Below are 25,649 nucleotides of genomic sequence, written 5' to 3'. Positions count from 1 at the left end.
CTTTTCTTTTTGATTGACACTCCTAATATAGGGAGCTATAATTACGGTTTGGTAAGGCTATATACTTGACAGACATTGGAAATTGAATTGGGAAGATAGAAAATAAAATTGCTTACTTACATGAATTTAGTTGGAAACAATTCAGAATTTTGTTACATTTTTATTAAAGCCATTGTGGTGCTGTTCCTAATTGTGATAAAATTTAAACGCCTTCGTGAGGTGAAATATGAAATCTGCCCATATGTACAAAAAAGAGTTCATGGAGTATCTCCAAATTGAAAAAAATGCATCTCCATTGACAATACAGCATTACGGGAGAGACATTGATGAATTTATCGAGTTTATGAATTCTGAAAGCATCACCTTACTTGACTGCGATTACCCTGACATCCGTGTGTTTTTGTCCAGACAACATGAAGCCCGCTTTTCCAGAAGGTCCGTTTCGCGGAAGATATCAAGCCTTAGAAGTTTCTTTCGTTTCTTAGAACGGGAAGAAAGCGTTAAATATAACCCATTTTTGAATGTATCACTGCCGCGTGAGGATGTACCTATTCCTGAGTTTTTTTATGAGGAAGAGCTGGACCAGCTTTTTACAATCAGTGATTTGACTACTCCTTTAGGCCAACGCAATCAAGCGCTGATCGAGTTGATGTATGGTACAGGAATTCGAGTCAGTGAGTGTGTCAAGATGGAAGTGGGAGATCTTGATTTTTCGCTCGACACTGCACTTGTTCAAGGAAAGGGAAGGAAAGAAAGGTATGTACCTTTCGGGCAGTTTGCTGGAAAAGCACTGAAATCCTATATTGAAGAGGGAAGAAATGAGCTTGCTTCAAAAAAACAGGAGGACACTAAACGTTTATTCCTCAATGCTAAAGGAGGACCATTGACTGAAGATGGCGTGAGGCTGGTTTTGAAAAAAATGGTCAAGGATGCGTCGTTGACCGTCAATATCCATCCACATAAACTGAGACATTCTTTTGCGACACATTTATTGAATGAAGGAGCGGATCTGCGTTCCGTGCAGGAATTGCTCGGCCATGAACACCTTTCTTCAACACAAATTTACACTCATGTAACTAAAGACCGGTTGAGGAATGTATATATGAACAGCCATCCCAGAGCGAATAAGAGGTGAAGGTAATGAATCAACAATTTCATGCTACGACGATTTTCGCTGTCCAACACCAGGGAAAGTGTGCTATGAGTGGGGACGGTCAAGTGACATTGGGAAATCAAGTCGTTATGAAGCATAAAGCGAGAAAAGTGCGCAGAATTTACAACGATCAGGTCCTGGCAGGGTTTGCTGGTTCAGTAGCAGATGCTTTCACACTGTTTGAAAAGTTCGAAGGAAAGCTTGAAAGCTATGACGGCAACTTGGCCAGGGCGTCTGTTGAACTTGCCAAAGAGTGGCGCAGTGATCGTGTTTTGCGAAAGCTGGAAGCAATGCTGATCGTGATGGATAAAGAAAATATGTTTCTTGTATCCGGTACTGGGGAAGTAATAGAACCGGACGATGGTATTCTTGCTATCGGTTCAGGTGGAAATTTCGCATTGAGTGCGGGAAGAGCTCTCAAACGCTATTCCCCAGAGCAGTCAGCATCTCAGATTGCACAAGCTGCCTTAGAGATTGCTGGCGAAATATGTGTGTTCACAAACGATCAAATCATATTGGAAGTTCTCGAATAAGGGGGCATAAATGAATGTCATTGAATTTGACGCCTAAACAAATCGTTGAAAAGCTCGATCAATACATTATAGGGCAGAATAACGCTAAACGGTCTGTTGCGATCGCTTTGAGGAACCGTTACCGAAGGATGCAGCTGACAGATGATCTGAAAGATGAAATCGTTCCGAAAAACATTCTGATGATGGGGCCGACCGGGGTTGGAAAGACAGAAATCGCCCGGAGATTAGCCAAATTGGTCGGTGCTCCTTTCGTTAAAGTGGAAGCGACGAAATTCACAGAAGTCGGTTATGTCGGCAGGGACGTAGAATCGATGGTACGTGATCTTGTAGAAATGGCCGTCCGAATGGTGAAAGAAGAAAAAATGGAGACGGTCAAAGAGCGTGCAGAGGAACAAGCGAATAAGCGTTTAGTAAAGCTTCTCGTCCCATCTAAGAAAAAAGAGAACAATAATTTCAAGAATCCATTCGGGATGCTTTTCAACCAAAGTGATGAAGAGGAGAACGAGGCGGATCAAGAGCAGGAAGAAACAGAGATTGAGAAGAACCGGAGCAGGATCCGTCAGCAGTTGGACTTAGGTGAGTTAGAAGACCGTATCGTGACGATAGAAGTGGAAGAATCCCAGTCTTCTATGTTTGATATGATGCAAGGTTCCGGAATGGAACAGATGGGGATGAATATGCAAGATGCTTTCAGTCAATTCATGCCTAAAAAGAAGAAAACGCGGAAAATGCCTGTTTCAGAAGCACGGAAAGTTTTAACACAGGAAGAAGCAGGGAAACTTGTCGATATGGACGAAGTCGGTCAGGAAGCTGTTACAAAAGTAGAACAGTCAGGAATGATCTTCATCGATGAAATCGACAAAGTAGCTGCAAAAGGCGATAACCAGGCTAACGTTTCCAGGGAAGGTGTACAGCGTGATATCCTTCCAATCGTAGAAGGATCGACGGTCGTAACGAAATATGGTCCTGTTTCTACCAATCATATTTTATTCGTTGCTGCGGGTGCGTTCCATATGGCAAAACCATCTGATTTGATTCCAGAATTACAAGGACGCTTCCCGATCCGGGTCGAGCTGAATAAATTGAGTGTTGAAGATTTCAGGAACATTTTGACAGAGCCATCCAACGCTCTTTTGAAACAATATAAGGCATTACTTGAAATTGAAGGTATAAAGGTTGAATTTTCTGACGATGCTATTACTAGACTTGCAGAAATCGCTCATGAAGTGAACCAGGAAACGGATAATATCGGAGCGCGGAGGTTGCATACAATTTTAGAAAAATTGTTAGAAGACCTCTCATTTGAAGCTCCGGACGTGATGATGGAAAAAATAGAAATCACACCACAATACGTAGACAGCAAACTATCATCTATTGTCAAGAACAAAGATTTAAGTCGATTTATATTATAATTTATTTACCAACAAGGAGGAAATACACATGAATTTATTAGATCGTGCACGTAAAATCAACGCCATGCTACAAAAGACTACAGGGAAATCCGTCGACTTCAATGACATGTCCGCTACTTTAAGAGACGTCATTGAGGCTAATACATTCGTATTAAGCCGTCGTGGTAAGCTGCTTGGATTCGCGATCAACCAGGAGATTGAAAATGAACGCATGAAAGAGATGCTGTCTGAGCGTCAATTTCCACAAGAGTACACCCAAAACCTTTTCAACATCCAGGAAACAACCCCTGATATCGATATTAATAGCGAATATACAGCGTTCCCTGTTGAAAATCGTGAACTGTTTGAAAGTGGACTGACAACCATCGTTCCTATTATCGGCGGGGGACAGCGTTTGGGGACATTGATTCTCAGCCGTTTAAACGGTGCCTTCAATGAAGATGATCTGCTTCTTGCTGAATATGGTGCAACAGTAGTTGGGATGGAAATACTTCATGAAAAAACAGAAGAAATTGAGCAGGAAGCCCGCAGTAAAGCTGTCGTACAAATGGCGATCAGCTCTCTATCCTACAGTGAATTGGAAGCCATCGAGCATATCTTTGAAGAATTAGAAGGAAATGAAGGGTTGCTTGTAGCAAGTAAAATCGCTGACCGTGTAGGCATTACAAGGTCTGTGATCGTCAATGCACTGCGTAAGCTGGAAAGCGCAGGAGTTATTGAATCCCGTTCTCTAGGAATGAAAGGGACTTATATTAAAGTTCTTAACAACAACTTCCTGGTAGAGTTGCAAAAGCTTCGGACCAACTAAAAAGTCTGCACCGTATATAAGAAAAGTAGTTCAGTTTCAGAGGACAAGAATTTTCCTTGTACCCTCTGACTGGACTACTTTTTTTATTCGAAATTTTTTTTGAGAATCTCTTGGTAATAGTCTGCGATGGAGAAGGAGGGGTCTTAAAAAAGAATGAGATAGTTTCACTGACACATCAATAATAGAAATAGTCTGCAAAACCCTTAACAGTTTTAATACTATGCTGTATAGATCCAATCGTTGTGATTGTGAAGCACCGATGAGAAGCACAAATCACTGCAGGGTTTAAAATAAAAAAAGGGGGCCAAATGTCCGGGGACATGACCCTCTAGTGAAAACTCCCATTATGTCTAATCCTACTTCTTATGTAGCACAAATATTCACCCACAGGAAAAAATAACCTATTCTAAATTACTAAAGTAGGGGTTTTTTTATTTGACTAAAAATTAATACTATTCGACATGAAAGTGTGTAATAATGTTTATTATAATTGAAAATACGACAATTTCCAACAAAAGCCAAATAAATAGCTCTAATGGTCCTGGTCCTTTAGATCTGTTTGCAATACTCTCGTAAAAACCTGTCATAAAACATAGACACAAGTATACAAATTTTTTTACAATTGTCTCTGTGAGTATGGAATAATGTCGAATCGAGGTGAAGGCGATGAAACTCTTCAGTGATACATTTACCACCTTGGAGAATGCTTTAAACTATTCTTCTGCAAAAAACAGAGCTATTTCGAATAATATTGCCAATGTTGACACGCCTGGGTATAAGGCGAAAGATGTGGCATTCAAAGATGTGCTCGCACAGGAACGTTCATCGTTCCAAACGAAAAGAACAAACGAGCGCCACTTTCAATTCGGTCCTGATACTTCTGAATCATACCGAACTTTCACAAAATCCAACACTACATACAATCACAATGGGAACAACGTCGATATTGATAAAGAAATGAATGAATTAGCTCAAAACCAAATCCAATACCAGGCTCTTGTCGATCGAATGAGCGGTAAATTCCGCAGCTTGGAATCAGTCATTAAAGGAGGGAACTAGACGATGAGTATTTTCCATTCCATGAATACAAGTGCAAGTGCCTTGACAAGTCAGCGTTTAAGAATGGATGTCGCATCTTCGAATATAGCCAATGCCAACTCCACAAGGGCCACCTTGAATGAAAATGGTGAGTGGGAACCATACCGTCGCAAAATGGTCGTGTTCCAACCGGTTGAAAATAACTTTCAAAACTTCTTACATAAAGCTGCTCAACAGGGTTCTTCTGGTTCAGGGGTGGAAGCAACACAAATCAGAGAAGACGAGGAGCCATTCAAAGTGGTCTTCAACCCGAACCATCCTGATGCAGGGGAAGATGGATATGTCCAAGTGCCGAATGTTGACCCATTGCAGGAAATGGTGGATATGATGAGCGCCACACGTTCTTATGAAGCGAATGTGACCTCAGTGAATGCTTCGAAAAGCATGCTTATGAAAGCATTAGAAATCGGAAGATAATTAAAGGTTAGGAGAGTATGGTTATGCCAGATTTGAACGCAGTATCAGGTTCCCAATCCGCAACAGTACAGCCCTCCGGTTCCCAGTGGAAACAGAAAGTCACACCTGGAGAAGCCCAGGCTACCTTTTCTAAACAATTGAAAGAGGCCATAGAAGGTGTGAACGATGCGCAGGTAGCATCGAATGACAAAACGAAAGCTCTTGCGCGTGGAGAAATCAATGATTTACATGATGTGATGATTACTTCGCAAAAGGCTAGTATTACGATGCAGACAGCAGTAGAAATGCAAGGCAAAGTGGTCGAAGCCTATAAAGAAGTCATGCGTATGCAAGTCTGACTGAACTAAGGATAATCCGCACTAAACTATTCGCATAGGTCGTGCTTTTTTTGGGGGCAACTATGAAAGAAAAAATATCATTATATAAAGAAAAAATAATTACCTTTTGGAAAGAACGAAAAAAGTCGCAAAAAGGACTGATCATAGGGACGGCCCTTGCTATCATTCTCATTATTTCATTGACAGGGATTTTTGCTTCAGGGTCTAAAATGGTGCCGTTATATCGGGATTTGACGTTACAGGAAATCGGTCAAATCAAAACCGAACTTGATGCCAAGGGGATTACTTACGAGTTGGACCAGGGTGGGACGACGATTCTTGTTCCTGAAACACAAGCGGAAGGGCTGCTTGTAGATTTAGCTGCAGCCGGACTTCCGAACAGTGGCTCTATTGATTACGGCTTCTTCAGTGACAATACCTCGTGGGGGATGACGGATAACGAATTTGATGTCATTAAACTCGATGCCATGCAGACTGAACTTGCCGACCTAATGAAGGGGATTGGCGGCATTCAAGATGCAAAAGTGATGATCAATATGCCTGAAGAACAGATTTTCGCTTCTGAGTCAGGTCAAGAAGCCTCTGCGTCGGTTGTATTGGATGTCCAACCGGGGCATCAGATTGAAAATAAACAAGTCGAAGCTCTTTATAATCTAGCTTCTAAGTCTGTTCCAAATCTTTCTAAAGATAATATCGTCATCATGGACCAGAATTTCAACTATTTTGACATAAATGATTCTCCGAGCACTGGCGGGGAGAATGCTTATACATACCAGCAAAATGTAAAGCAGGATATTGAGAGAGATATCAAGCAGCGTTTACAACGCATGTTAGGCATGATGATCGGCCAGCAGAAAGTCATTGCAACCGTGACAGCTGATATTGATTTTACGAAAGAACAACGTGTAGAAGAGCTAGTCGAGCCTGTCGATCCAGACACAATGGAAGGTTTGCCTGTCAGCGTCGAACGTATTGAAGAAACGTATGAAGGCGGAATTCCGGAAGGTGGTGTCCCGGGGGCTGGGGATGAAGATATCGCCAATTACCCTGCAGGTGAGAACGGCTCCGACGGCGACTATGAGATGAACCGTGAAACAATTAATAATGAATTCAACCGGATTAAGAAGAACATAGAGGAAAGCCCTTATAAGGTGAGGGATTTAGGTATTCAAGTAGCTGTGGATAATACGAAAGGAACGACTGAAGATGGTGAGGTCGAATATTTAACAGCGGCAGAACAACAAACGGTTGAAGAAAGCATTCAATCGATTGTCGATTCCATGATCACTACTTCTATTAATGGAGATTATGGAGAAGTCAATCCAGAAGAGAAAGCTTCCATAGTTTTTCAGGAATTCAATGGGAAAGCTGACTTCCCAGACTCTGATCCGGGCATTCCGTTATGGATGTATATAGTAGGGGGATTGTTAGCCTTCATCATTGCTGTTCTCGTTTGGATGTTGTTCCGCAGGAGAGGCAATGAGGAAGACGACTATGTCATGTACGAGGAACGCATCCAGGAAACGCCTGAACCGCGTGAAGTACCTGAGATAGAAGAGAAAGAAGATGAATCGACTCACAAACGAAAACAGCTGGAAAAAATGGCGAAAGAAAAACCGGAAGATTTTGCAAAATTACTGCGATCATGGATTGCGGAAGATTAGAGGGGGTCCTATTATGCCCTTGAAGAAACCGGGGTTGACAGGCAAACAGAAAGCAGCCGCTTTGTTGATCTCTCTTGGGCCGGATGTGGCAGCTCAAGTTTACAAACATTTAGATGAAGAAGAGATCGAACAGTTAACATTAGAAATCTCTTCTGTACAAAAAGTCGATGCGCAAGAGAAAGATGAAATACTGGATGAATTTCACCAAATAGCCTTAGCCCAGGACTATATTTCCCAAGGGGGTATCGGCTATGCCAAAACCATCCTTGAGAAAGCATTAGGGTCTGATGAGGCTTCCAACATCATTGGCCGATTGACTTCCTCACTCCAGGTGAAGCCGTTTGATTTCGCTCGTAAAGCAGATCCGAACCAAATTTTGAACTTCATTCAAAATGAACACCCGCAAACGATAGCGCTTGTGCTTTCCTACTTAGATGCTGAACAGTCTGGGCAGATACTCTCTGAACTGCCTCAGGAATTACAAGCAGACATCGCCAGGAGGATCGCAACAATGGATTCGACTTCGCCTGAAGTGATCAGTCAAGTAGAACAAATACTGGAAAAGAAATTATCGACCACCGTTACCCAGGATTATACAGAAACCGGCGGAATCCAAGCAGTCGTCGAAGTCTTGAACGGGGTCGACCGAAGTACGGAAAGAACCATTCTGGATTCTCTTGAAATCCAGGATCCTGAGCTCGCAGAAGAAATCAAGAAACGGATGTTTGTCTTTGAAGACATCGTCGCCCTTGATGATCGGGCCATCCAACGTGTCATCCGTGATGTCGACAATGATGACTTGCGCCTATCATTGAAAGTCTCAAGTGAAGAAGTGAAAGACATCGTGTTCAATAATATGTCGCAGCGGATGGCAGATACGTTCAAAGAGGAAATGGAATTTATGGGCCCTGTACGTCTCCGTGATGTAGAAGAGGCTCAAACTAGAGTCGTATCAACGATTCGCAGGCTTGAAGATGTTGGTGAAATTGTCATTGCAAGGGGTGGAGGAGATGACATCATTGTCTAATCACACATCCGGCAGGGTGATTCAAATCAAACCTATCCGCACAAATGATGAATCTCCTGCCGAAAATAATGAACAACACCATCTTCTGAAAACGGAAGAGAAGCGAAAAGAAGCGGAAGCAGCATTGGAAGCAGCTCAATTGAAAAGAGATCAACTTTTAAAGAATGCAGAAAATGAAATTGAAGAATTGAAGCAGGCATGGGAAGCAGAAAAACAGGATTTACAAAATGAAGCTTACCAAAATGGTTTTGACCAGGGTGTACAGCAAGGGGAAAAAGATGGGTATGATTCCTACATTGATAAATTGAAAGTAGCGAATGGAATCATCGAGCAAGCCAAAGAAAGGCACGACAACATCGTAAAGAGCAGCGAAGAAACAATAGCTGAAATTGCTCTTCAATGCTCAGGGAAAATTTTGCACCAACAGCTTGAAGATTCACCTGAAATGTTTTTGCCTCTTGTAAAGAAAGTCGTCCAAGATGTTCAAGACCAGCCTGAAATCGTGGTTTATGTCCATCCCGATCAATATGGAACGGTTCATTCCCAGACGGAAGAACTGAAAAGGCTGGTCGGCCATAAAACCCAATTGACCTTATACGCCGACGAAGATCTAGTCCCATTTTCTTGTCTCATTGAATCACCATTTGGAAGGGTCGATGCTGGTATTGACAGCCAATTAACTGAGTTGCGAAAGAAAGTATTGGATTTTGCTAATGGAGAGATAGGACATGAATAAACAGGCATATTTGAATGCCATCGACCAAGCGGACACGTTCAAGCGCTTTGGGAAAATACACCGGGTTGTAGGTTTAATGGTTGAATCGAAAGGGCCTGAAGCTTCCATTGGAGACCTTTGCTACATTCACCCGCCTACAGGTAACTCCGAACCGATTGCTGCTGAAGTTGTCGGATTCAATAATGAGAACATTCTTCTCATGCCCTATAAAGAAGTGAGAGACGTAAGCCCTGGCAGCCTTGTAGAAGCGACCGGTGAGCCGCTGAAAGTCAAAGTAGGAATCGGTCTGATTGGTAATATTCTAGATGCGACAGGACACCCTCTTGATGGAAGCGATCTTCCAAGTGGTTTGAAAATGTATCCGACCGAACAGAACCCGCCAAACCCGTTATCACGGCCTCCAATCAAAGAACCGATCCAAGTAGGCGTGCGGGCGATCGATTCACTTTTATCTGTCGGCAAAGGGCAGAGGGTCGGTATATTTGCCGGGAGTGGAGTCGGAAAAAGTACACTGATGGGGATGATCGCCAGAAATAGTTCTGCAGATTTGAATGTGATCGCACTGGTCGGTGAGCGCGGGCGTGAAGTTCGGGAGTTCATTGAAAACGATCTCGGAGAAGAAGGGCTGAAACATTCCATCTTAGTTGTAGCTACTTCAGATCAACCTGCCTTGATGCGGGTGAAAGGTGCTTACACGGCAACCGCGATCAGTGAGTATTTTCGGGATCTTGGCTATAACGTGAACTTGATGATGGATTCAGTGACGCGCTTTGCAATGGCACAACGTGAAATTGGGCTGGCAACCGGAGAGCCTCCGACGACGAAAGGGTACACTCCCTCCGTTTTTGCATTGTTACCAAAACTTCTTGAGCGTACGGGTTCCAGTAAGGAAGGGACGATTACAGCGTTTTACACGGTGCTGGTAGATGGAGATGATTTGAATGAACCTGTTTCTGACACTGTCCGGGGGATTCTTGACGGTCACTTTGTTTTGGATCGTAAACTTGCGGAACAGGGACAATTCCCAGCCATCAACATTTTAAGGTCCATCAGTCGTGTAATGAAGCAAATCGCTTCGGAAGAACACTTGGAATCGGCGGAAAGACTGCGTGCATTGTTGGCCACATATGAGGAAAACAGTGAACTTATTCAAATAGGAGCATATAAGAAAGGCTCCAGCAGGGATATAGATCAAGCCATCCATTATCATTCTTCTATCATAAGTTTTCTTAAGCAGGGTATTCATGAACCATCGAGTTTTGAACGTTCTGTAGAAGACTTGAAAGAATTGTTCGTTTAGGAGGGAATTGAATCTTGGCGGATATACAAACATTTGAAAAGATCAAAGATATAAGAGACAAGGAAAAGCGTGAAAAACAGCTGTTCCATCAAGAAGCTGTAGATATTTTTGAAAGGAAAGCTGAGCAGTTATATGACGCATTGAAGAAGAAAGAAACCGCAGTCCACGAATTTAACCGCAAGCTTTCAGAGAAAACTGTGCAAGCAGGCTCATTCATCCAGCATCAAAACTATATCGCCCGCCTTGAAAAGAAAATAGATTCTCTTCAGCCTGCTGTCCAGCAAGCAAGAGTTAAAATGCAACAATCCCAATCAAAATTGACGGAAGCTCACGTAGAAGTGAAGAAGTACGAAACGTTAATTGAAAATAAATATCTAAAATACCAAAACTGGGTTAAGAGTGAAGAAAATAAGCATATGGACGAGTTGTCCATGCAACAGTACTTAAATTTTCAGAATAGGTGATCGGATGGCGAAGGGTGTACATAACGACAAACCAAAAGGAAACAAAATTCAGAAAGTCTTTTTTGCGATCGTCATTCCTTTCATATTTCTCCTTACCTTGACGTTGATTGTCCTGACATTGTCAGGAATCAATGTGTTCGAGGAAGCTGAAAAATATGCGAAAAAAATCCCTGGGGTTTCAGAAGTCACTTCTACCGACGAGCCAGCATCGGACCCGGAAGAAATGGATCGTTTGCAGGCGATGGTTGCCAATAAAGATGTAGAAATTGAACAATTGCAGCAGGATGCTGATCAAAAGCAAGCAACCATAGAAGAAATGGATCAACAGATTCTTAAACTCGAAAAGGAGCTTGAGGATAGCTTGCCGGAAGATGGTGAAGATCCAAATCAAAAAGCAAAGGATTTGGCGGCCTCTTTTCAAGAAATGGATCCTGAAGAGGCGGCTCCGATTATTGGGAGTATGAGTCAGACCTTAGCGGTGCAAGTGATGAGAGAAGTGTCTAGTGAGGAAAGAGGAGAAATATTAGGTCAGATGGATCCAGAAGCTGCTGCAGAGATTGCAAGTATTCTATTAGAAGAATAATGGATTTTATTGAAAGGAGGTGAATAAGGATGAATCCGATTTTATCGAATCTTTTCAGCTCACCGAAACTTAATCTGGATAAAGGGATAGCTTCTGTAAAGGAACAAGGAAAAGATTCTCCCTTCCAGAAACTTTTTTCAGAGTTGAAAACGCTGGATTCAGCAAATCTGACTGAAGGATTGTCACAGAAAGAATTTTCAGATGAGCTAGCTGCATTGAAAAAGAAGCTCGAGCAATTGATGGAAAAAATGGAGAATCTCACAGAAGAGGTCGGCCCGTTGGGTAACTTAATCAAATTAAGTGAAGAACTGCTGAATGATACAGAGAGCTCCCTGGCGAACTTGGACACTGAGAAACTCGGAGCTATTAAAGCTGAGTTAGAGAAACTGAAAGCTCAGTGGAAGGAACTTGATCTGGACACAGCTGCTGAAGAGAGTAAGCAGATGACTGATCTCATGATTGGGGTTTTTGACCAACTCAAACTTTTGCAAAGTATGACAGGAGATAATAAACAGGGCTCCACTGGTAATGACCCCATTATATTTATTGCTCATCCCTCTATGAATGGACAATCACAACATGTTGCCGCAAAGAATACAGACAGCATAGAGAACCTGCATAAACTTTGGCAGAAATTCCAGCAACTTGTGAGTCCTCTGTTACAGGCAGAGGCTTCAACTGAACTTGATGCAAAAACAGGAACTGCCATCAAAGATCTGCTGCAACAATTCAGTAAGCTGGCAGAGTCGCTGCATGTCCAAGGGAAAGGTGATTGGGGGCAGTTGCTTGCGAAAGTGACAAAGGATGGAAGCGCCCAGGAGCAAAAAATCTTTCAACAGTTGATGACGACATTTCAAAACAGAATGAATATGCCGCAGAGCTATCATCGCCAAATGCCGGTAACTGGAAAAGACATAGCAAAATGGGTGCAGCAAGCTGTGGAAAATAATAACTCTACAGAACAAGCGTCAAATATAAAAAACACCAACCCTACAAATCAGTCAGTGATTCCAATGACGAAAGTGGAGCAGCATGTCATCCATGTCAACCAAAACCAGGATGCCTCATCTTCACAAAAACAGTTGCTTCAGCAATTTGAGCGCATTCTCAATTCAAGTCGGATGTTGTCGAATAAACCTGGCAGTATGGAATTGCAAATCAAACTCCGTCCAGCAAACCTTGGTGATTTGACAGTCAAGTTCGCTCAAATAAATGGGGAAATGGCTGTGAAAATCTTAGTCAGCAGCCAGGCAGCTAAAGAGATGCTTGAAGGAAATATGAGTCAATTGAGACATATGTTCTCACCACAACAGGTGGTAGTAGAAAAAAGTGATGCCTTGAATGCACAGCATCTGCAGCAAGAGTTTGGCTGGGATGAAGAGCAAGCGTTTGACGAGCAAAGCGGAGGCCAAGCTGATCAATCTTCCGAGCATAAAGAAGAACCTGATGAAGATGAGCTTACTTTTCACGAACTGTTAATGAATGAGAAAGCATAGGTGATTTTATGACAAAAATAGATCCATCTCTCTATTTGCAAAACCAGCAAACTAGGGGAACAGGAAGCAATAGCCTCGGGAAAGATGATTTCCTGAAAATATTGATGGCCCAAATAAAGAATCAAAATCCGCTTGATCCGATGAAAGACAAGGAGTTCATTTCTCAAATGACAGAGTTCTCAAGCCTGGAACAGATGACGAATATGTCACAGTCGCTGCAAGGCTTCATGGATAGCCAAAGTATGCCCCCATTGATCCAGTATAGCGGTCTGATTGGTAAAGAAGTGACGTATCCTGTCTATGATGAAGAATCCGGGTTGTTCGATCAGATGGAAACAGAGGTTGTACAAGCTGTCAACCAGAAAGAAGGCAGCACCTATTTGGAAATGAAATCTGGTGAGACGGTCCCTGTCGAAAGCATATCAAAGGTCAGTGACCTTACAGAAAGCGCAGGAGACGAGAAGGCAGGCGATTGATGATGGACCCTCGTGTACAGGCATTGCACCGGCCACTGAATATTCCGAGTAAAAAAAATTCTCAACCTAAAGTAGATCATTCATTCAGAAATGTTTTAGAAGAAGCGCAGGGTATTAAAGTCAGTAAACATGCAAAACAAAGGTTGGAAGACCGGGACATAGCTATCAGTGATTCCGCCTGGGAAAAGATTTCATCAAAGATGAATGAAGCAAAGCAAAAAGGAGTCACAGATTCACTGGTAATTACAAACGAAGCAACTTTAGTAGTCAGTACGAAGAACCGTACAGTCGTGACCGCTCTCGCTCGAGAAGAATCCGCCTCTCAAATATTCACGAACATCAACGGAACGATTTTCATTAATGATTAGGCTGGACCCAGAATGGGAGGCCTGTTACCATCTGCTGACTGACAGAAGCGGATGGACTCCACATAACCGAAAGGAATGTTTTTATTATGTTACGTTCAATGTATTCAGGTATTTCCGGAATGAAAGGTTTTCAAACCAAATTAGACACAATTGGTAATAATATCGCCAATGTCAATACTTATGGCTTTAAAAAAGGTCGGGTCACCTTCCAGGATATGATGAGCCAAACCATGTCAGGAGCCCAAGGTCCGACGGTAGGCGCTGGTGGAGATAACGTGCGTGGCGGACTCAACCCTTCCCAAGTCGGGTTAGGATCTCAAGTAGGTTCCATTGATACCATCCATACCCAGGGAAACCGACAAACAACGAACCGTCCATTGGATTTATCTCTTGAAGGAGATGGGATGTTCATTCTCGCAGAAGGCGGGACTGAGGAAATCGATCCTGAAGTACAAACGATTAATTTGCAGAATGTGAACACAAGTTTTACGAGAGCGGGGAACTTCTACCTTGATTCAGATGGCGCAATTGTCAATAACGAAGGTAAATATCTTGTCGGTCAACCTGAAGGAGAAGAATCAGCAGGAATCATTACGATCCCTGATACAGCTCAAAGCTTCAGTATCCAAACTGATGGATCGGTCAACTACGTAGATGAAAATGGCGATCCACAAATGGCTGGCCAAGTTCGTCTCGCAAACTTCTCAAACCCTAGCGGATTGGAAAAGATAGGCGGTAATTCATTCCAATATACAGAGAATGCTGGTGCGGCAATAGAGGGTCTGGATGACCTGCTTGTAGCCGGTCAGGACGGTACAGGCCAGATGGTGTCAGGAGCTCTTGAAATGTCCAACGTCGACCTTGCTGAATCTTTCACTGAGATGATTACGGCACAGCGGGGGTTCCAAGCCAATACGAGAATCATAACAACTTCTGATGAAATCTTACAGGAACTTGTTAACTTGAAGCGATAACAGAAGGGAGTAGGAGGGCTTCTTTTCAGGCCCTCCCTATCAATCTATGATTTCTTTATCTAAATTGAACGGACAACCGTTCACATTCAATGCAATCTACATAGAACACATCCAATCCAACCCTGATACAACGATTACAACAACGTCAGGGAGAACTTTTCTTGTTAAAGAATCAGAAGAAGAGGTCGTAAGACAGGTGAAAAAATTTTACCAGCAAATTGGTCTGCTGCGTGTTGTAGATAAGGTAGGTGAAAAGGATCGATGAACATATTCAAAACGATGATGATCACATTGAGTGCGCTGACCATTTTAGGTGTTGTAGCTCTTATAATTGTTTTTAATTTCAACGATTCGGAAGCTAGTGGAGAGCGGTCAATCGATGATATCCGTGAGTCTTCACTTGTAACAGAAGAAATTACCACAGACCTCCAAAGCGGCGATTACGTCAGAATCAGCTTCCGGATCGTCACGGATAGTAAAGATTCATTGGAAGAATTAGAAAAAAGAGACTTTCAACTGAAAAATTTGCTGATCAAGGAACTGGCCACGATGGAGGCAAAGGCTTTCAAATCCGGTCTATCCAATTTGGAAGAGAAAATTAAGCTGAAGCTTAATGAGGTCATGACAGAAGGAAAAATCACTGATGTATATACCGTCAACAAAGTCCTTCAATAATTGAATGCATGATGAAAGGGGGGTGAGGTTTTGGCAGAAGAGGTTCTCTCGCAGAATGAAATCGATTCGTTATTGTCCGCATTATCAACAGGGGAAATGAATGCGGAAGAATTAAGAAATGAAGAAAAAGAAAAGAAAGTGAGAGTTTATGATTTTAAAAGGGCTCTCCGTTTTTCCAAAGACCAGATCAGAAGTTTATCAAGGATCCATGAAAACTTCTCGAGACTATTGACGACTTATTTTTCAGCACAGCTTAGGACGTATGTGAACATCGAAGTCGCATCCGTCGATCAATTGCCTTATGAAGAGTTTATTCGATCGATTCCGACGATGACGATCCTGAATATATTCAGCGTACCTCCCCTTGAAGGGCGCATTTTAATGGAAACCAACCCTAATATCGCTTATGCCATGATGGACCGCGTGCTGGGAGGAAAAGGAAGCAGTGTCAACAAAGTTGATAATCTGACCGAAATTGAAACAACGATCATGTCCCATCTCTTTGAACGTTCACTGGAAAACTATCAAGAGGCATGGGGGTCTATCGTTGATATTGACCCGATGTTAGAGGAATTCGAAGTCAACCCGCAATTCCTGCAGATGGTGTCACCGAACGAGACGGTCGTCGTAGTCTCTTTGAATACCACGATCGGAGAAACAAGCGGCATGATCAATATATGTATTCCTCATGTCGTTCTTGAACCGATCATACCTAAATTATCTGTCCACTATTGGATGCAGAAAGAACAACCGAAAGACCGTGACCCGGAAGAAATCGAAGCTTTGAGCAGGACACTTAAAGGGGCAGAGCTGGATATGCGTGCCATCTTGGGAGAAGCTGACATGTCGATTCAGCAATTTCTGGAGATGAAGGAAGAGGATGTCATTCGACTCGACCAGGCGATCGACCAGCCGATGAGGCTGAAAGTGGATGATGAAGAGAAGTTTTATATACAGCCAGGAAAATCGAAAAACAAATTGGCTGTCCAAGTTATAGAGGAGTATAGAGGGGGTGCCGGACAAGATGAGTGATGATATGTTATCCCAGGACGAAATTGATGCGCTATTGAACGGCGGGGGGGATGATGCCAAGACAGAGGATCCCTCCGCTTCTATCAAGCAAGAGGAACATTTATCGACATTAGAAGAAGATGCTCTCGGGGAGATCGGGAACATTTCTTTTGGAAGCTCTGCGACAGCTTTGTCTTCATTATTAAATCAAAAAGTGGAAATTACGACACCGGAGATTTCAGTCGTTGGTCGTGCCGACTTACCGAATGAATTTCCGAAGCCTTATGTGACTATCGGAGTCACTTATACAGATGGATTTTCTGGTGAAAACGTACTTGTTATCAATACGAAAGATGCAGCAATTATCGCAGATTTAATGTTAGGCGGGGACGGTGAGAATCCTGATGAACATTTGAATGAGATTGCGTTAAGCGCCGTCCAGGAAGCGATGAACCAAATGATGGGTTCTGCGGCTACGAGCATGTCTACGATTTTTAATAAAAAAGTGGACATCTCCCCACCAGCTATCGATGTCTTGGATCTGGAAGAAGATAAAGGAACCGAAACGATTCCCAATGATGAAGTATTAGTGAAAGTATCGTTCCAGTTGCAAGTCGGCGAATTGATAGATTCTAACATTATGCAATTGATACCAGTAGGTTTCGCTAAAGAACTCGTGGAAGAATTGATGAACCCTCCACAAGAAGAGGAAGAGGTCGTATCAAGCAAAGGGCAAGAGGGACCTCCCCAACCCGAACCCGAACCAGCCCCTCAAGCACCTGAGCAAAAGCCCACTGGACACCACCAGGAACAGATGCAGCAGGAAGCTCCGGCCCATCAGCAGCAAAGTTCCCCGCAATATGTCGGAGGCCCTGCTGGACAAGGTGTAGAGGAAGCGAATATACAAAGTGCTGAGTTCCAGAACTTTGACAATGTTCAACTGAATGGGTCTGAACAGAAGAACCTGGATATGTTAATGGACATCCCTTTGAAGGTGACAGTAGAACTCGGTCGTACGAAGCGTACGGTTAAGGAAATCCTGGAATTGTCTTCCGGCTCCGTCCTGGAGTTGGATAAACTTGCTGGAGAGCCTGTCGATATCCATGTGAATGATAAATTAATGGCCAAGGGCGAAGTCGTCGTCATAGATGAAAACTTTGGTGTGCGGGTAACAGATATTCTCAGTCCGAAAGAACGACTGACAAAATTACGATAATACACAAGTTGATAAGAGGAGGAAATAAAAATGGCAGAAAGAATTTTGATTGTAGATGATGCAGCATTTATGCGGATGATGGTGAAAGATATTCTGACTAAGAATGGATATGAAATTGCAGGTGAAGCAGAAGACGGACAGAAAGCTGTAGAAATATATAAAGATACCCAGCCGGATCTTGTGACAATGGATATTACGATGCCCGAAATGGATGGAATTACAGCTTTGAAAGAAATCAAAGCGCATAATCCGAATGCGAAGGTCATTATGTGTTCAGCAATGGGGCAGCAAGCAATGGTCGTGGACGCGATTCAAGCTGGGGCTAAAGATTTCATAGTCAAGCCTTTTCAAGCAGATCGCGTAATTGAGGCTATCCAAAAAGCATTGAGTTAAAGTAGGAATGTACATGTTTAAGACAACTAGATTGACAATCATTCTAGCACTGGTCGGTGTCTTCATAGCATCGGTACCTATGGTGGCGGCGGCCCAGCCATCTGCCTATGAATGCCTTGAGAACCCTCAATTGGAAGGGTGCCCATCTTCTGAATCTACAGGTGACCAAGAACAGCCGCCTGTAGAGGAGGAGATAGAAAGCCAAGAGGATGCATCAAGCTCTTCGTTAGTTTGGAATATCATAAAGCTTATTTTCGCATTAATATTTGTCGTCGCACTCATTTATGGCCTGTTGAAATTTTTTAATCAAAAAAATAAATTGTTTAATCGCAACAAAACTATGGAAAATCTCGGTGGAATGAACCTTGGGCCGAACCGTTCGATCCAGGCAGTAAGGATAGGCGGTCAAGTATTCATCCTCGGTGTAGGAGAATCCGTGGAAATGATTGCTGAAATCACGGACGAGTCTACAAAGAACACGTTGATGCAACAAGATGAACAAACTCAAGGTTCAACACCGTTTGCGATGGACAAATGGATCGGTAAATGGAAGCAGAAGAATGACCAGCCGAAATCAAGTGATTCCTCGATCCAGTTCCAACAGCTATTCGAAAACCAACTGAATGATATGAAGAAGAAGAGAAAGCAAGCGGTCGATGAGGATAGGAGGGATCAAGATCATGAATGAGTTCATTGATATTTTTTCAAGTTCAGATCCCGAAAGTGTCGCTACCTCAGTAAAGTTACTGCTGTTATTGACCGTCCTCTCGTTAGCTCCTGGAATTTTGATTTTGATGACAAGCTTCACCAGGATTTTGATCGTACTTTCCTTTGTTCGAACGTCATTGGCTACACAGTCAATGCCTCCGAACCAGGTTCTGATCGGAATTGCTTTGTTTCTTACTTTTTTCATTATGGCACCGACATTCCAGGAAGTTAACGACGAGGCGTTGACCCCTTTGTTCAATGAGGAAATCACCCTTGATGAAGCTTATGAAGAAGCAAGCATCCCGATGAAAGACTTCATGGGGAAACATACGAGGCAGAAAGATTTAGCTTTATTTATGAATTATTCCGATATGGATGCCCCGGAAACGATTCAGGATGTTCCGCTGACAACACTCGTACCTGCTTTTGCTATTAGTGAATTGAAGACTGCTTTTCAGATGGGATTCATGATCTTTGTCCCGTTTCTAGTCATCGATATGGCTGTCGCCAGTGTTCTCATGTCTATGGGGATGATGATGCTTCCGCCAGTGATGATTTCACTCCCGTTCAAAATATTACTTTTTGTGCTGGTAGATGGTTGGTACTTGATTTCCAAGTCATTATTAGAAGGGTTTTAGATAGGGGGTAACAAGATGAACAGCAATTTGGTCATATCATTCGCAAAAGAAGGAATTTACACTGTTTTACTCATATCTGGCCCTTTATTGATTTTGGCTTTGGCGGTCGGTCTGATTGTCAGTATTTTTCAAGCCACCACTCAAATCCAGGAACAGACGTTAGCTTTCATTCCCAAAATCGTTGCCGTAATGATCGGGTTGATCGTTTTCGGTCCATGGATGCTCACCAATATGGTAGATTTTGCAGAAAATATATTCAGTAATCTGAATATATTGGTGGGGTAACGTATGCTCGACTCGATCAATTTAGCGAATTTACCTGCTTTTCTTCTTATATTAGTGAGAGTGACTTCTTTTTTTGTCACTTTGCCTTTGTTTTCTTATCAGACTGTGCCTACACGGCATAAGGTTGCTTTCAGTTTTTTCTTAGCCAGCATTATGTACTTTACAGTCCCGACGCCAGAGTTGGTGATCGATGCAGAATATTTTCTTTTATTATTCAAGGAAGCTGCTGTTGGGATAGCCGTTGGTTTATTGGCCTACATCATCCTGTCTGCCATACAAATCGCTGGAGGCTTCATTGATTTTCAAATGGGCTTTGCCATTGCAAATGTCATAGATCCGCAAACGGGTGCCCAAAGCCCGTTGATCGGGCAATATTTGTATATTATTACACTGCTTTTCATCCTGGCAGTGGATGGTCACCATTTGATGATCGACGGTGTTTTTTACAGTTATGAATTAGTTGGTATCGATCAATTCATCCCATTCAGAGATGAAGGTTGGATTGAATATGTGATTCATTCCTTCAATAAAATGTTCATCATTGCTTTTTTGATGGCCACTCCTATTGTAGGCTGTTTATTTTTAGTCGATATTGCACTTGGCATCATCGCCCGGACGGTTCCTCAATTGAATGTTTTTGTGGTAGGTCTGCCATTGAAAATCTTCGTCGCTCTTTCTCTTTTAGTCATTGCGATGACGTTTTATGTCATGCTGATTCAGAATTTATTTGAAACGATGTTAGAGACGATGCGCGGACTCATGCAATTGTTCGGAGGTGGATGACAATGCTTTATTTGAACTTGGATCTTCAGTATTTTGCTGCCGATGAGAAAACGGAAGAAGCCACACCAAAGAAAAGGCAGGACACAAGGAAAAAAGGACAAGTTCCCAAAAGTCAGGATGTAAATACTGGGTTTCTGCTGCTCTTAGTCTTCGGAGCTTTATTTTTACTCGGTGGATATATGAAGGGAACGATGACAGGAATGTATGAGCTTGCCTTCAGCGAATACATCCATCGTGACCTGACACAGAAACAAACCCATTCGATGTTCGTAGAAATGACGATCGAAATTACAAAAGTGATTGCACCGATCATGGGGGTAGCGATTGTGGCCGGGCTTGCTTCGAATCTTTTGCAGGTCGGAATCATGTTTACAGGTGAACCATTGAAAGTGGATTTGAAAAAGCTGGATCCGATCAAAGGTGCTAAAAGAATTTTCTCGGCACGGGCCCTCGTTGAGCTGCTGAAATCTTTATTGAAAATAAGTATGGTGGGTGTCATTACATTTGCCATCATCTGGGTCAACAAAGATCAAATGCTTATGATGTCTCAAAAGTCGGTAGAGGTGGCGCTTGCCTTTTTCGGAACCATTACGACGATTATGGGGTTAGCCTCTGCACTGGCTTTACTTATTCTATCGGTTCTTGATTATACATATCAAAGGTATGACCATGAAAAAAACATAAGGATGTCAAAGAAAGACATCAAAGATGAACATAAGAACATGGAAGGGGACCCTCAAATCAAAGCGAAAATCAAAGAGAAGCAAAGACAGATGTCCGCTTCCCGGATGATGAGTGAAGTCCCGGATGCCGACGTAGTCATTACCAATCCGACTCACTATGCGATTGCTATCAAATATGAGGAATCAAAGTCGGAAGCTCCTTTTGTCGTAGCCAAAGGGGTGGATTTTCTCGCTTTGAAGATTAAAGAGGTTGCCAGATCCAATGATGTAATAACGGTCGAAAACCGTCCATTGGCACGTTCTCTTTATCAGCATTCCGAAATCGACCAACCGATTGATGAACAGTTTTATAAAGCTGTAGCTGAAGTTTTGGCTTATGTTTATCAACTGGAGAAAAAAATGTAACAGAAAGGAGTAGCCCTCATGTCAGCGAGAGATTTATCAGTAATTATCGGTGTGATTTTAATTATCATCATGCTTGTCATACCTTTGCCCGGGTGGCTCCTTAGTTTCTTTATCCTTGTGAATATCACCTTAGCGCTTATCGTTATTTTGGTATCTATGAACATGGATGAAGCCCTCCAGTTTGCCGTATTCCCGACCCTTTTGTTATTACTGACATTATTCCGTTTAGGATTGAATGTCTCTACTACTCGTTCCATCCTCTCGGAAGCTGAGGCTGGTGGGGTCATTGCCACATTCGGAACCTTTGTCATTGGCGGGAATCCGCTTGTCGGGTTTGTCGTTTTCGTTATCCTTGTCATCATACAGTTTTTAGTCATCACTAAAGGTGCGGAAAGGGTATCCGAAGTTGCAGCAAGATTCACCCTTGATGCGATGCCTGGTAAACAAATGAGTATCGATGCTGATTTGAATGCAGGAATGATCAATGAACACCAGGCTAAAGACCGGCGTGAAAAAATTGAAAATGAAGCTGACTTTTACGGTGCGATGGATGGGGCGAGTAAATTCGTCAAAGGAGATGCCATCGCCGGTATCATCATCGTTTTGATCAACATTATTTTCGGTTTGATAATAGGGATGGTCCAAATGGGCATGTCCTTTACTGAAGCGATTGATACATATATGCGTTTAACAGTTGGAGATGGGCTTGTCAGTCAGATACCTGCCTTGCTCATTTCGACAGCCACAGGAATAGTCGTTACCCGAGTAGCGTCACAGGGTAATTTGAGTTCAGATGTGACGAGCCAGTTGTTACGTTACCCAAAAATGCTTTACATTGCAGCTATAACGATATTCCTGCTCGGTTTAACACCGATTCCGATTTTACTTACCACATTGATTGCTGGTGTGCTAGGGTTTGGGGGTTATTGGCTGTCCAGAGAAGACCCAGAACCTGAACTTGACGAACCAGAAGAGCTGGATGAAGCAGAAAGTGATCAAATGAAATCACCGGAGAATGTCGTTAACTTAATCAGTATGGATCCGATTGAATTTGAGTTCGGCTATGCGCTGATTCCGATTGCCGACACGAATCAAGGTGGAGACTTGTTAGACCGGATCGTCATGATCAGAAGACAGTTAGCGATCGAGCTTGGAATCGTTATCCCGGTCGTTCGTATCAGAGATAATATCCAGTTGAACCCGAATGAATACCGTTTGAAGGTTAAAGGTAATCAAGTCGCCCAGGGTGAGCTTCTCCTTGATCATTACTTAGCAATGAGCCCTGGAGATGATGATGGTGGAATCGAAGGCATTGATACACAAGAACCTGCATTCGGTCTTCCAGCTAAATGGATTACAGAAGAGCAAAAGGATGAAGCGGAATTATCCGGCTATACAGTTGTTGATCCGCCCTCTGTCGTTTCGACACATATCACTGAGATCATCAAGCAGCAGGCTCACGCTCTGTTAGGCCGTCAAGAAACCCAGCAACTGATCGATCACCTTAAAGAATCCTATCCGATTTTAGTGGAAGAAGTAACACCGGAACCTCTCAGTGTAGGGGATATCCAAAAGGTTTTAGCCAAGCTGCTCCGTGAAAATATATCTGTGAAAAATTTACCCGTTATTTTTGAAACGCTTGCCGATTTCGCCAAGATGACGAACGATACTGAGTTATTAGGTGAATATGCACGGCAGTCCCTATCTGCTCAGATCACAAATCAATATAAGAAAGAAGACCATCGCGTGAAAGTGATCACTGTGTCCGGAAAAGTGGAGAAAGTCATTGCGGAAAACATCCAACAGACCGAACATGGCAGCTACTTAGCACTGGATCCTGATAATCAACAAGCGATCATTACGGCGGTGGCTGAGCAAGTCGAGCAAATGTCACTGCAGGAAGAGACAGCGATTCTTCTATGCTCACCAGCTGTCCGCATGTATGTGAAACAATTACTGGATCGCTTTTTACCACAAGTGGTCGTCTTATCTTATAACGAATTAGAACCAACTGTGGAAGTTCAGAGTATAGGGGTGGTGAATGTAGCATGAAGGTGAAAAAATTCCAAGCGGGGACAATGCCTGAAGTGATGAAGAAAGTAAGGGACGACTTAGGGGCAGACGCCGTTATATTGAACTCGAAGGTCATCAAGACTGGTGGATTTCTCGGGATGTTCAAAAAAAATCAAACGGAAGTGATTGCAGCCATAGATCCTCCAGAACCTAAAATGGTGAAAAGAGAGAAAAAGGAAGACGAGCTTCCAGATTTAGTACCGGAGAAAGAGTCAGGGGTGCAGGATAACCGGGAAATCATGAGAGAACTGCAACAATTGAAATCGATGTTAAACAGCCAAAAACCCGATTATCCTCCACTTTTTCAAGAAGCTTATCAACACATGCGGGATCAAGAAGTTGAGGATGCGATTTCTCGTCTTGTCATAGAAAATGTCAGAGAGAAGTACCAGGAAAATGAGGATCGGAATGCCATAGGCCGTCTCCTGGTAAAAGAATTATACGAGCAACTGAAAAGTTCCCCCTTTGGAAGACCTACATTCAGGAAACCTTTCGTCCATTTAGTCGGACCTACTGGAGTCGGGAAAACAACAACTTTAGCAAAGCTTGCCGCAGACGCTGCTTTGAATCATAACCTACGTGTGGGTTTCATAACCACAGATACTTACAGAATCGCAGCTATTGATCAGTTGAAAACGTATGCAAAGATTTTGGATATTCCGCTTGAGGTTGCTTATAGTTCAGAAGATTACAGAGAAGCGAAAGAAAAGTTGAAAGATTATGACCTCGTCTTAGTCGATACGGCTGGCCGAAACTTCAGAGATGCTTCTTATGTTCATGAGTTGAAGGAAATGATTGACTTTGAAGAGGATTCCGACAACTTCCTTGTGTTAGGTTTAACGAGTAAATATAGCGATATGAAGGAGATATTCGAGCAATTTCACGATATTCCCATTCACCAGATGATTTTCACGAAGGCTGATGAAACAGCGAGTATCGGAAGTGCCATCAATATGATGATTACTCATGGAGTCGGTGCAGCTTATCTGACAAACGGACAAAACGTCCCCGATGATATAAGGGAAGCTTCTGCAATGAACATGGCGAGAAGCGTCATGGAGGGATTCGTGAATGAAGGATCAAGCTGAGCTGCTCCGCACTCGTATGAAGCAAAATGAACATACACCCCCCGCTAAAACGATAGCGATTGCAAGTGGTAAAGGGGGAGTTGGCAAATCCAATTTTTCTATAAATTTTGCCCTGAAATTGATCGAACAAAAGAAACGCGTTCTTTTATTCGACTTGGATATCGGTATGGGGAACGTTGATATTCTTTTAGGTCTGACACCTAAATATTCTTTTGTGGATTTATTCAAAGAGGAGTTGGAATTTAGTGAAATTATTGAATCAGGGCCAAATTCCCTATCTTACATAGCAGGAGGCTCAGGATTGTCGCAAATTTTCCAACTGGATGATGAAAAATTTTCATATTTTCAAAGACAATTTGCAGATTTAACCGGCATTTATGATTATATTCTATTTGATATGGGAGCTGGAGCAACCAATGATAGTTTGAATTTCATCAGTGCCGCGCATGAAGCCTTTGTCGTAACAACCCCTGAACCAACTTCCATCACGGATGGCTATGCAATGATTAAACACTTAGTGAAAAAAGATCCGAAATTGCCAATCAAGGTCCTAGTAAACCGTTCTTTGAGTAACGAAAATGGTCAACAGACTTTCAATCGTTTACAAATGGTAGTCAAACGTTTTCTCAATGTGGATATTGAATCACTTGGAACGATTCCTGATGACCGGGTGGTTTTAAAGGCTGTCAATCAACAGTTACCCTTCGTAATAGACCAGCCTGGCAGCAAAGCGAGTAAGTCGCTGGATCAGATTGTCCGAAAATATTTGAATGGGCAGGTACAGATGAGGCAAGCTGACTCGTTTATGGCAAAGTTAAAAAGATTAGTATTTGAGAGGTAACGA

At 42.7% G+C, this 25,649-nt stretch carries 30 protein-coding genes; all 30 read left to right on the top strand.

The window, feature by feature from the left end; all coding sequences use genetic code 11:
• Positions 1-226: 226 nt before the first annotated feature.
• The 30 genes from xerC (at position 227) to HLI_RS01555 (ending at position 25,646) form a co-directional block, all read left to right on the top strand.
• A complete protein-coding gene (xerC, locus tag HLI_RS01700; RefSeq protein WP_128522772.1) occupies positions 227-1,135 on the top strand; it encodes a tyrosine recombinase XerC in 909 nt (302 codons plus the stop codon).
• Between the two features lie 5 nt (positions 1,136-1,140).
• Positions 1,141-1,686, top strand: coding sequence for an ATP-dependent protease subunit HslV (hslV, locus tag HLI_RS01695; RefSeq protein ID WP_128522771.1), 546 nt, complete (start codon positions 1,141-1,143; stop codon positions 1,684-1,686).
• Positions 1,687-1,700: 14 nt separating this feature from the next.
• Positions 1,701-3,098, top strand: a complete 1,398-nt coding sequence (gene hslU / locus HLI_RS01690; RefSeq protein WP_128522770.1) for an ATP-dependent protease ATPase subunit HslU — start codon at positions 1,701-1,703, stop codon at positions 3,096-3,098.
• 28 nt (positions 3,099-3,126) lie between these two features.
• On the top strand, positions 3,127-3,906 hold the full coding sequence (codY, locus tag HLI_RS01685; protein ID WP_128522769.1) for a GTP-sensing pleiotropic transcriptional regulator CodY: 780 nt from the start codon (positions 3,127-3,129) through the stop codon (positions 3,904-3,906).
• 666 nt (positions 3,907-4,572) lie between these two features.
• Entirely contained in the window at positions 4,573-4,965 is a 393-nt protein-coding gene (flgB, locus tag HLI_RS01680; RefSeq protein WP_128522768.1) for a flagellar basal body rod protein FlgB, read from the top strand.
• Positions 4,966-4,968: 3 nt separating this feature from the next.
• Positions 4,969-5,421 carry a flagellar basal body rod protein FlgC gene (gene flgC, locus HLI_RS01675; protein ID WP_128522767.1) on the top strand — a complete coding sequence of 151 codons (453 nt, stop codon included), beginning with the start codon at positions 4,969-4,971 and terminating at the stop codon, positions 5,419-5,421.
• 23 nt (positions 5,422-5,444) lie between these two features.
• Positions 5,445-5,759 (top strand): flagellar hook-basal body complex protein FliE, encoded by a 315-nt coding sequence (fliE, locus tag HLI_RS01670; RefSeq protein WP_128522766.1) that lies wholly within the window; start codon positions 5,445-5,447, stop codon positions 5,757-5,759.
• Positions 5,760-5,821: 62 nt separating this feature from the next.
• Positions 5,822-7,423 carry a flagellar basal-body MS-ring/collar protein FliF gene (fliF, locus tag HLI_RS01665; RefSeq protein ID WP_128522765.1) on the top strand — a complete coding sequence of 534 codons (1,602 nt, stop codon included), beginning with the start codon at positions 5,822-5,824 and terminating at the stop codon, positions 7,421-7,423.
• Between the two features lie 13 nt (positions 7,424-7,436).
• The gene (gene fliG, locus HLI_RS01660; protein ID WP_128522764.1) at positions 7,437-8,450 is read left to right on the top strand and encodes a flagellar motor switch protein FliG; all 1,014 of its coding nucleotides are present in this window, start codon (positions 7,437-7,439) and stop codon (positions 8,448-8,450) included.
• Positions 8,434-9,186, top strand: a complete 753-nt coding sequence (fliH, locus tag HLI_RS01655; RefSeq protein ID WP_164908444.1) for a flagellar assembly protein FliH — start codon at positions 8,434-8,436, stop codon at positions 9,184-9,186. Before fliG ends, fliH begins: the two co-directional genes overlap by 17 nt.
• Positions 9,179-10,486, top strand: coding sequence for a flagellar protein export ATPase FliI (gene fliI / locus HLI_RS01650; RefSeq protein WP_128522762.1), 1,308 nt, complete (start codon positions 9,179-9,181; stop codon positions 10,484-10,486). The genes fliH and fliI overlap by 8 nt, the downstream gene beginning before the upstream one ends.
• 14 nt (positions 10,487-10,500) lie before the next feature.
• Entirely contained in the window at positions 10,501-10,950 is a 450-nt protein-coding gene (gene fliJ / locus HLI_RS01645) for a flagellar export protein FliJ (protein WP_128522761.1), read from the top strand.
• Between the two features lie 4 nt (positions 10,951-10,954).
• Positions 10,955-11,533, top strand: a complete 579-nt coding sequence (locus HLI_RS01640; RefSeq protein ID WP_128522760.1) for a MotE family protein — start codon at positions 10,955-10,957, stop codon at positions 11,531-11,533.
• 29 nt (positions 11,534-11,562) lie between these two features.
• Entirely contained in the window at positions 11,563-13,029 is a 1,467-nt protein-coding gene (locus tag HLI_RS01635) for a flagellar hook-length control protein FliK (RefSeq protein WP_128522759.1), read from the top strand.
• 8 nt (positions 13,030-13,037) lie between these two features.
• Positions 13,038-13,505, top strand: a complete 468-nt coding sequence (gene flgD, locus HLI_RS01630) for a flagellar hook assembly protein FlgD (protein WP_128522758.1) — start codon at positions 13,038-13,040, stop codon at positions 13,503-13,505.
• A gap of 2 nt (positions 13,506-13,507) precedes the next feature.
• A complete protein-coding gene (locus HLI_RS01625) occupies positions 13,508-13,873 on the top strand; it encodes a TIGR02530 family flagellar biosynthesis protein (RefSeq protein ID WP_128526787.1) in 366 nt (121 codons plus the stop codon).
• Between the two features lie 86 nt (positions 13,874-13,959).
• A complete protein-coding gene (flgG, locus tag HLI_RS01620; protein WP_128522757.1) occupies positions 13,960-14,847 on the top strand; it encodes a flagellar basal body rod protein FlgG in 888 nt (295 codons plus the stop codon).
• Positions 14,848-14,911: 64 nt separating this feature from the next.
• Positions 14,912-15,112 carry a flagellar FlbD family protein gene (locus tag HLI_RS01615; RefSeq protein WP_347232255.1) on the top strand — a complete coding sequence of 67 codons (201 nt, stop codon included), beginning with the start codon at positions 14,912-14,914 and terminating at the stop codon, positions 15,110-15,112.
• Positions 15,109-15,522 (top strand): flagellar basal body-associated protein FliL, encoded by a 414-nt coding sequence (fliL, locus tag HLI_RS01610; RefSeq protein WP_128522755.1) that lies wholly within the window; start codon positions 15,109-15,111, stop codon positions 15,520-15,522. Before HLI_RS01615 ends, fliL begins: the two co-directional genes overlap by 4 nt.
• Before the next feature lie 30 nt (positions 15,523-15,552).
• Positions 15,553-16,554: a flagellar motor switch protein FliM gene (gene fliM / locus HLI_RS01605; protein ID WP_128522754.1), complete on the top strand. Its 1,002-nt coding sequence runs from the start codon at positions 15,553-15,555 to the stop codon at positions 16,552-16,554.
• A complete protein-coding gene (gene fliY / locus HLI_RS01600) occupies positions 16,547-17,749 on the top strand; it encodes a flagellar motor switch phosphatase FliY (RefSeq protein WP_128522753.1) in 1,203 nt (400 codons plus the stop codon). The genes fliM and fliY overlap by 8 nt, the downstream gene beginning before the upstream one ends.
• A 30-nt stretch (positions 17,750-17,779) precedes the next feature.
• The gene (locus tag HLI_RS01595) at positions 17,780-18,142 is read left to right on the top strand and encodes a response regulator (RefSeq protein ID WP_128522752.1); all 363 of its coding nucleotides are present in this window, start codon (positions 17,780-17,782) and stop codon (positions 18,140-18,142) included.
• A 13-nt stretch (positions 18,143-18,155) separates the two neighbouring features.
• Entirely contained in the window at positions 18,156-18,830 is a 675-nt protein-coding gene (locus HLI_RS01590) for a flagellar biosynthetic protein FliO (RefSeq protein WP_164908443.1), read from the top strand.
• Entirely contained in the window at positions 18,823-19,488 is a 666-nt protein-coding gene (gene fliP, locus HLI_RS01585) for a flagellar type III secretion system pore protein FliP (protein ID WP_128522750.1), read from the top strand. Before HLI_RS01590 ends, fliP begins: the two co-directional genes overlap by 8 nt.
• A 15-nt stretch (positions 19,489-19,503) precedes the next feature.
• Positions 19,504-19,773 (top strand): flagellar biosynthesis protein FliQ, encoded by a 270-nt coding sequence (fliQ, locus tag HLI_RS01580; RefSeq protein WP_128522749.1) that lies wholly within the window; start codon positions 19,504-19,506, stop codon positions 19,771-19,773.
• Positions 19,774-19,776: 3 nt separating this feature from the next.
• Complete coding sequence (gene fliR / locus HLI_RS01575; RefSeq protein WP_128522748.1) at positions 19,777-20,556, top strand: flagellar biosynthetic protein FliR; 780 nt, start codon at positions 19,777-19,779, stop codon at positions 20,554-20,556.
• A gap of 2 nt (positions 20,557-20,558) precedes the next feature.
• Entirely contained in the window at positions 20,559-21,644 is a 1,086-nt protein-coding gene (gene flhB / locus HLI_RS01570) for a flagellar biosynthesis protein FlhB (RefSeq protein WP_128522747.1), read from the top strand.
• 18 nt (positions 21,645-21,662) lie between these two features.
• Entirely contained in the window at positions 21,663-23,696 is a 2,034-nt protein-coding gene (gene flhA / locus HLI_RS01565; protein ID WP_128522746.1) for a flagellar biosynthesis protein FlhA, read from the top strand.
• Positions 23,693-24,805: a flagellar biosynthesis GTPase FlhF gene (flhF, locus tag HLI_RS01560; protein WP_128522745.1), complete on the top strand. Its 1,113-nt coding sequence runs from the start codon at positions 23,693-23,695 to the stop codon at positions 24,803-24,805. The genes flhA and flhF overlap by 4 nt, the downstream gene beginning before the upstream one ends.
• On the top strand, positions 24,789-25,646 hold the full coding sequence (locus HLI_RS01555) for a MinD/ParA family protein (RefSeq protein WP_128522744.1): 858 nt from the start codon (positions 24,789-24,791) through the stop codon (positions 25,644-25,646). Before flhF ends, HLI_RS01555 begins: the two co-directional genes overlap by 17 nt.
• The last annotated feature ends 3 nt before the right edge of the window (positions 25,647-25,649 follow it).

This window comes from Halobacillus litoralis (genome assembly GCF_004101865.1).
GTDB lineage: Bacteria > Bacillota > Bacilli > Bacillales > Halobacillaceae > Halobacillus > Halobacillus litoralis_A.
The sequence above is the reverse complement of the archived record's forward strand: the minus strand, read 5'-3'. Positions and strand labels throughout refer to the sequence as shown.

Excerpts from the sequence above, each read along its gene's own strand:
- fliH (WP_164908444.1), top strand. The coding sequence starts at position 8,434 with ATGACATCATTGTCTAATCACACATCCGGCAGGGTGATTCAAATCAAA.
- fliQ (WP_128522749.1), top strand. The coding sequence starts at position 19,504 with ATGAACAGCAATTTGGTCATATCATTCGCAAAAGAAGGAATTTACACT.
- fliR (WP_128522748.1), top strand. The coding sequence starts at position 19,777 with ATGCTCGACTCGATCAATTTAGCGAATTTACCTGCTTTTCTTCTTATA.
- HLI_RS01595 (WP_128522752.1), top strand. The coding sequence starts at position 17,780 with ATGGCAGAAAGAATTTTGATTGTAGATGATGCAGCATTTATGCGGATG.
- fliP (WP_128522750.1), top strand. The coding sequence starts at position 18,823 with ATGAATGAGTTCATTGATATTTTTTCAAGTTCAGATCCCGAAAGTGTC.
- fliY (WP_128522753.1), top strand. The coding sequence starts at position 16,547 with ATGAGTGATGATATGTTATCCCAGGACGAAATTGATGCGCTATTGAAC.
- codY (WP_128522769.1), top strand. The coding sequence starts at position 3,127 with ATGAATTTATTAGATCGTGCACGTAAAATCAACGCCATGCTACAAAAG.
- fliI (WP_128522762.1), top strand. The coding sequence starts at position 9,179 with ATGAATAAACAGGCATATTTGAATGCCATCGACCAAGCGGACACGTTC.
- fliL (WP_128522755.1), top strand. The coding sequence starts at position 15,109 with ATGAACATATTCAAAACGATGATGATCACATTGAGTGCGCTGACCATT.
- HLI_RS01640 (WP_128522760.1), top strand. The coding sequence starts at position 10,955 with ATGGCGAAGGGTGTACATAACGACAAACCAAAAGGAAACAAAATTCAG.
- flgB (WP_128522768.1), top strand. The coding sequence starts at position 4,573 with ATGAAACTCTTCAGTGATACATTTACCACCTTGGAGAATGCTTTAAAC.
- HLI_RS01555 (WP_128522744.1), top strand. The coding sequence starts at position 24,789 with ATGAAGGATCAAGCTGAGCTGCTCCGCACTCGTATGAAGCAAAATGAA.
- fliE (WP_128522766.1), top strand. The coding sequence starts at position 5,445 with ATGCCAGATTTGAACGCAGTATCAGGTTCCCAATCCGCAACAGTACAG.
- flgC (WP_128522767.1), top strand. The coding sequence starts at position 4,969 with ATGAGTATTTTCCATTCCATGAATACAAGTGCAAGTGCCTTGACAAGT.
- flhA (WP_128522746.1), top strand. The coding sequence starts at position 21,663 with ATGTCAGCGAGAGATTTATCAGTAATTATCGGTGTGATTTTAATTATC.
- flhB (WP_128522747.1), top strand. The coding sequence starts at position 20,559 with ATGCTTTATTTGAACTTGGATCTTCAGTATTTTGCTGCCGATGAGAAA.
- HLI_RS01590 (WP_164908443.1), top strand. The coding sequence starts at position 18,156 with ATGTTTAAGACAACTAGATTGACAATCATTCTAGCACTGGTCGGTGTC.
- flgD (WP_128522758.1), top strand. The coding sequence starts at position 13,038 with ATGACAAAAATAGATCCATCTCTCTATTTGCAAAACCAGCAAACTAGG.
- fliF (WP_128522765.1), top strand. The coding sequence starts at position 5,822 with ATGAAAGAAAAAATATCATTATATAAAGAAAAAATAATTACCTTTTGG.
- HLI_RS01635 (WP_128522759.1), top strand. The coding sequence starts at position 11,563 with ATGAATCCGATTTTATCGAATCTTTTCAGCTCACCGAAACTTAATCTG.
- hslU (WP_128522770.1), top strand. The coding sequence starts at position 1,701 with ATGTCATTGAATTTGACGCCTAAACAAATCGTTGAAAAGCTCGATCAA.
- xerC (WP_128522772.1), top strand. The coding sequence starts at position 227 with ATGAAATCTGCCCATATGTACAAAAAAGAGTTCATGGAGTATCTCCAA.
- fliG (WP_128522764.1), top strand. The coding sequence starts at position 7,437 with ATGCCCTTGAAGAAACCGGGGTTGACAGGCAAACAGAAAGCAGCCGCT.
- flgG (WP_128522757.1), top strand. The coding sequence starts at position 13,960 with ATGTTACGTTCAATGTATTCAGGTATTTCCGGAATGAAAGGTTTTCAA.
- HLI_RS01625 (WP_128526787.1), top strand. The coding sequence starts at position 13,508 with ATGGACCCTCGTGTACAGGCATTGCACCGGCCACTGAATATTCCGAGT.
- flhF (WP_128522745.1), top strand. The coding sequence starts at position 23,693 with ATGAAGGTGAAAAAATTCCAAGCGGGGACAATGCCTGAAGTGATGAAG.
- hslV (WP_128522771.1), top strand. The coding sequence starts at position 1,141 with ATGAATCAACAATTTCATGCTACGACGATTTTCGCTGTCCAACACCAG.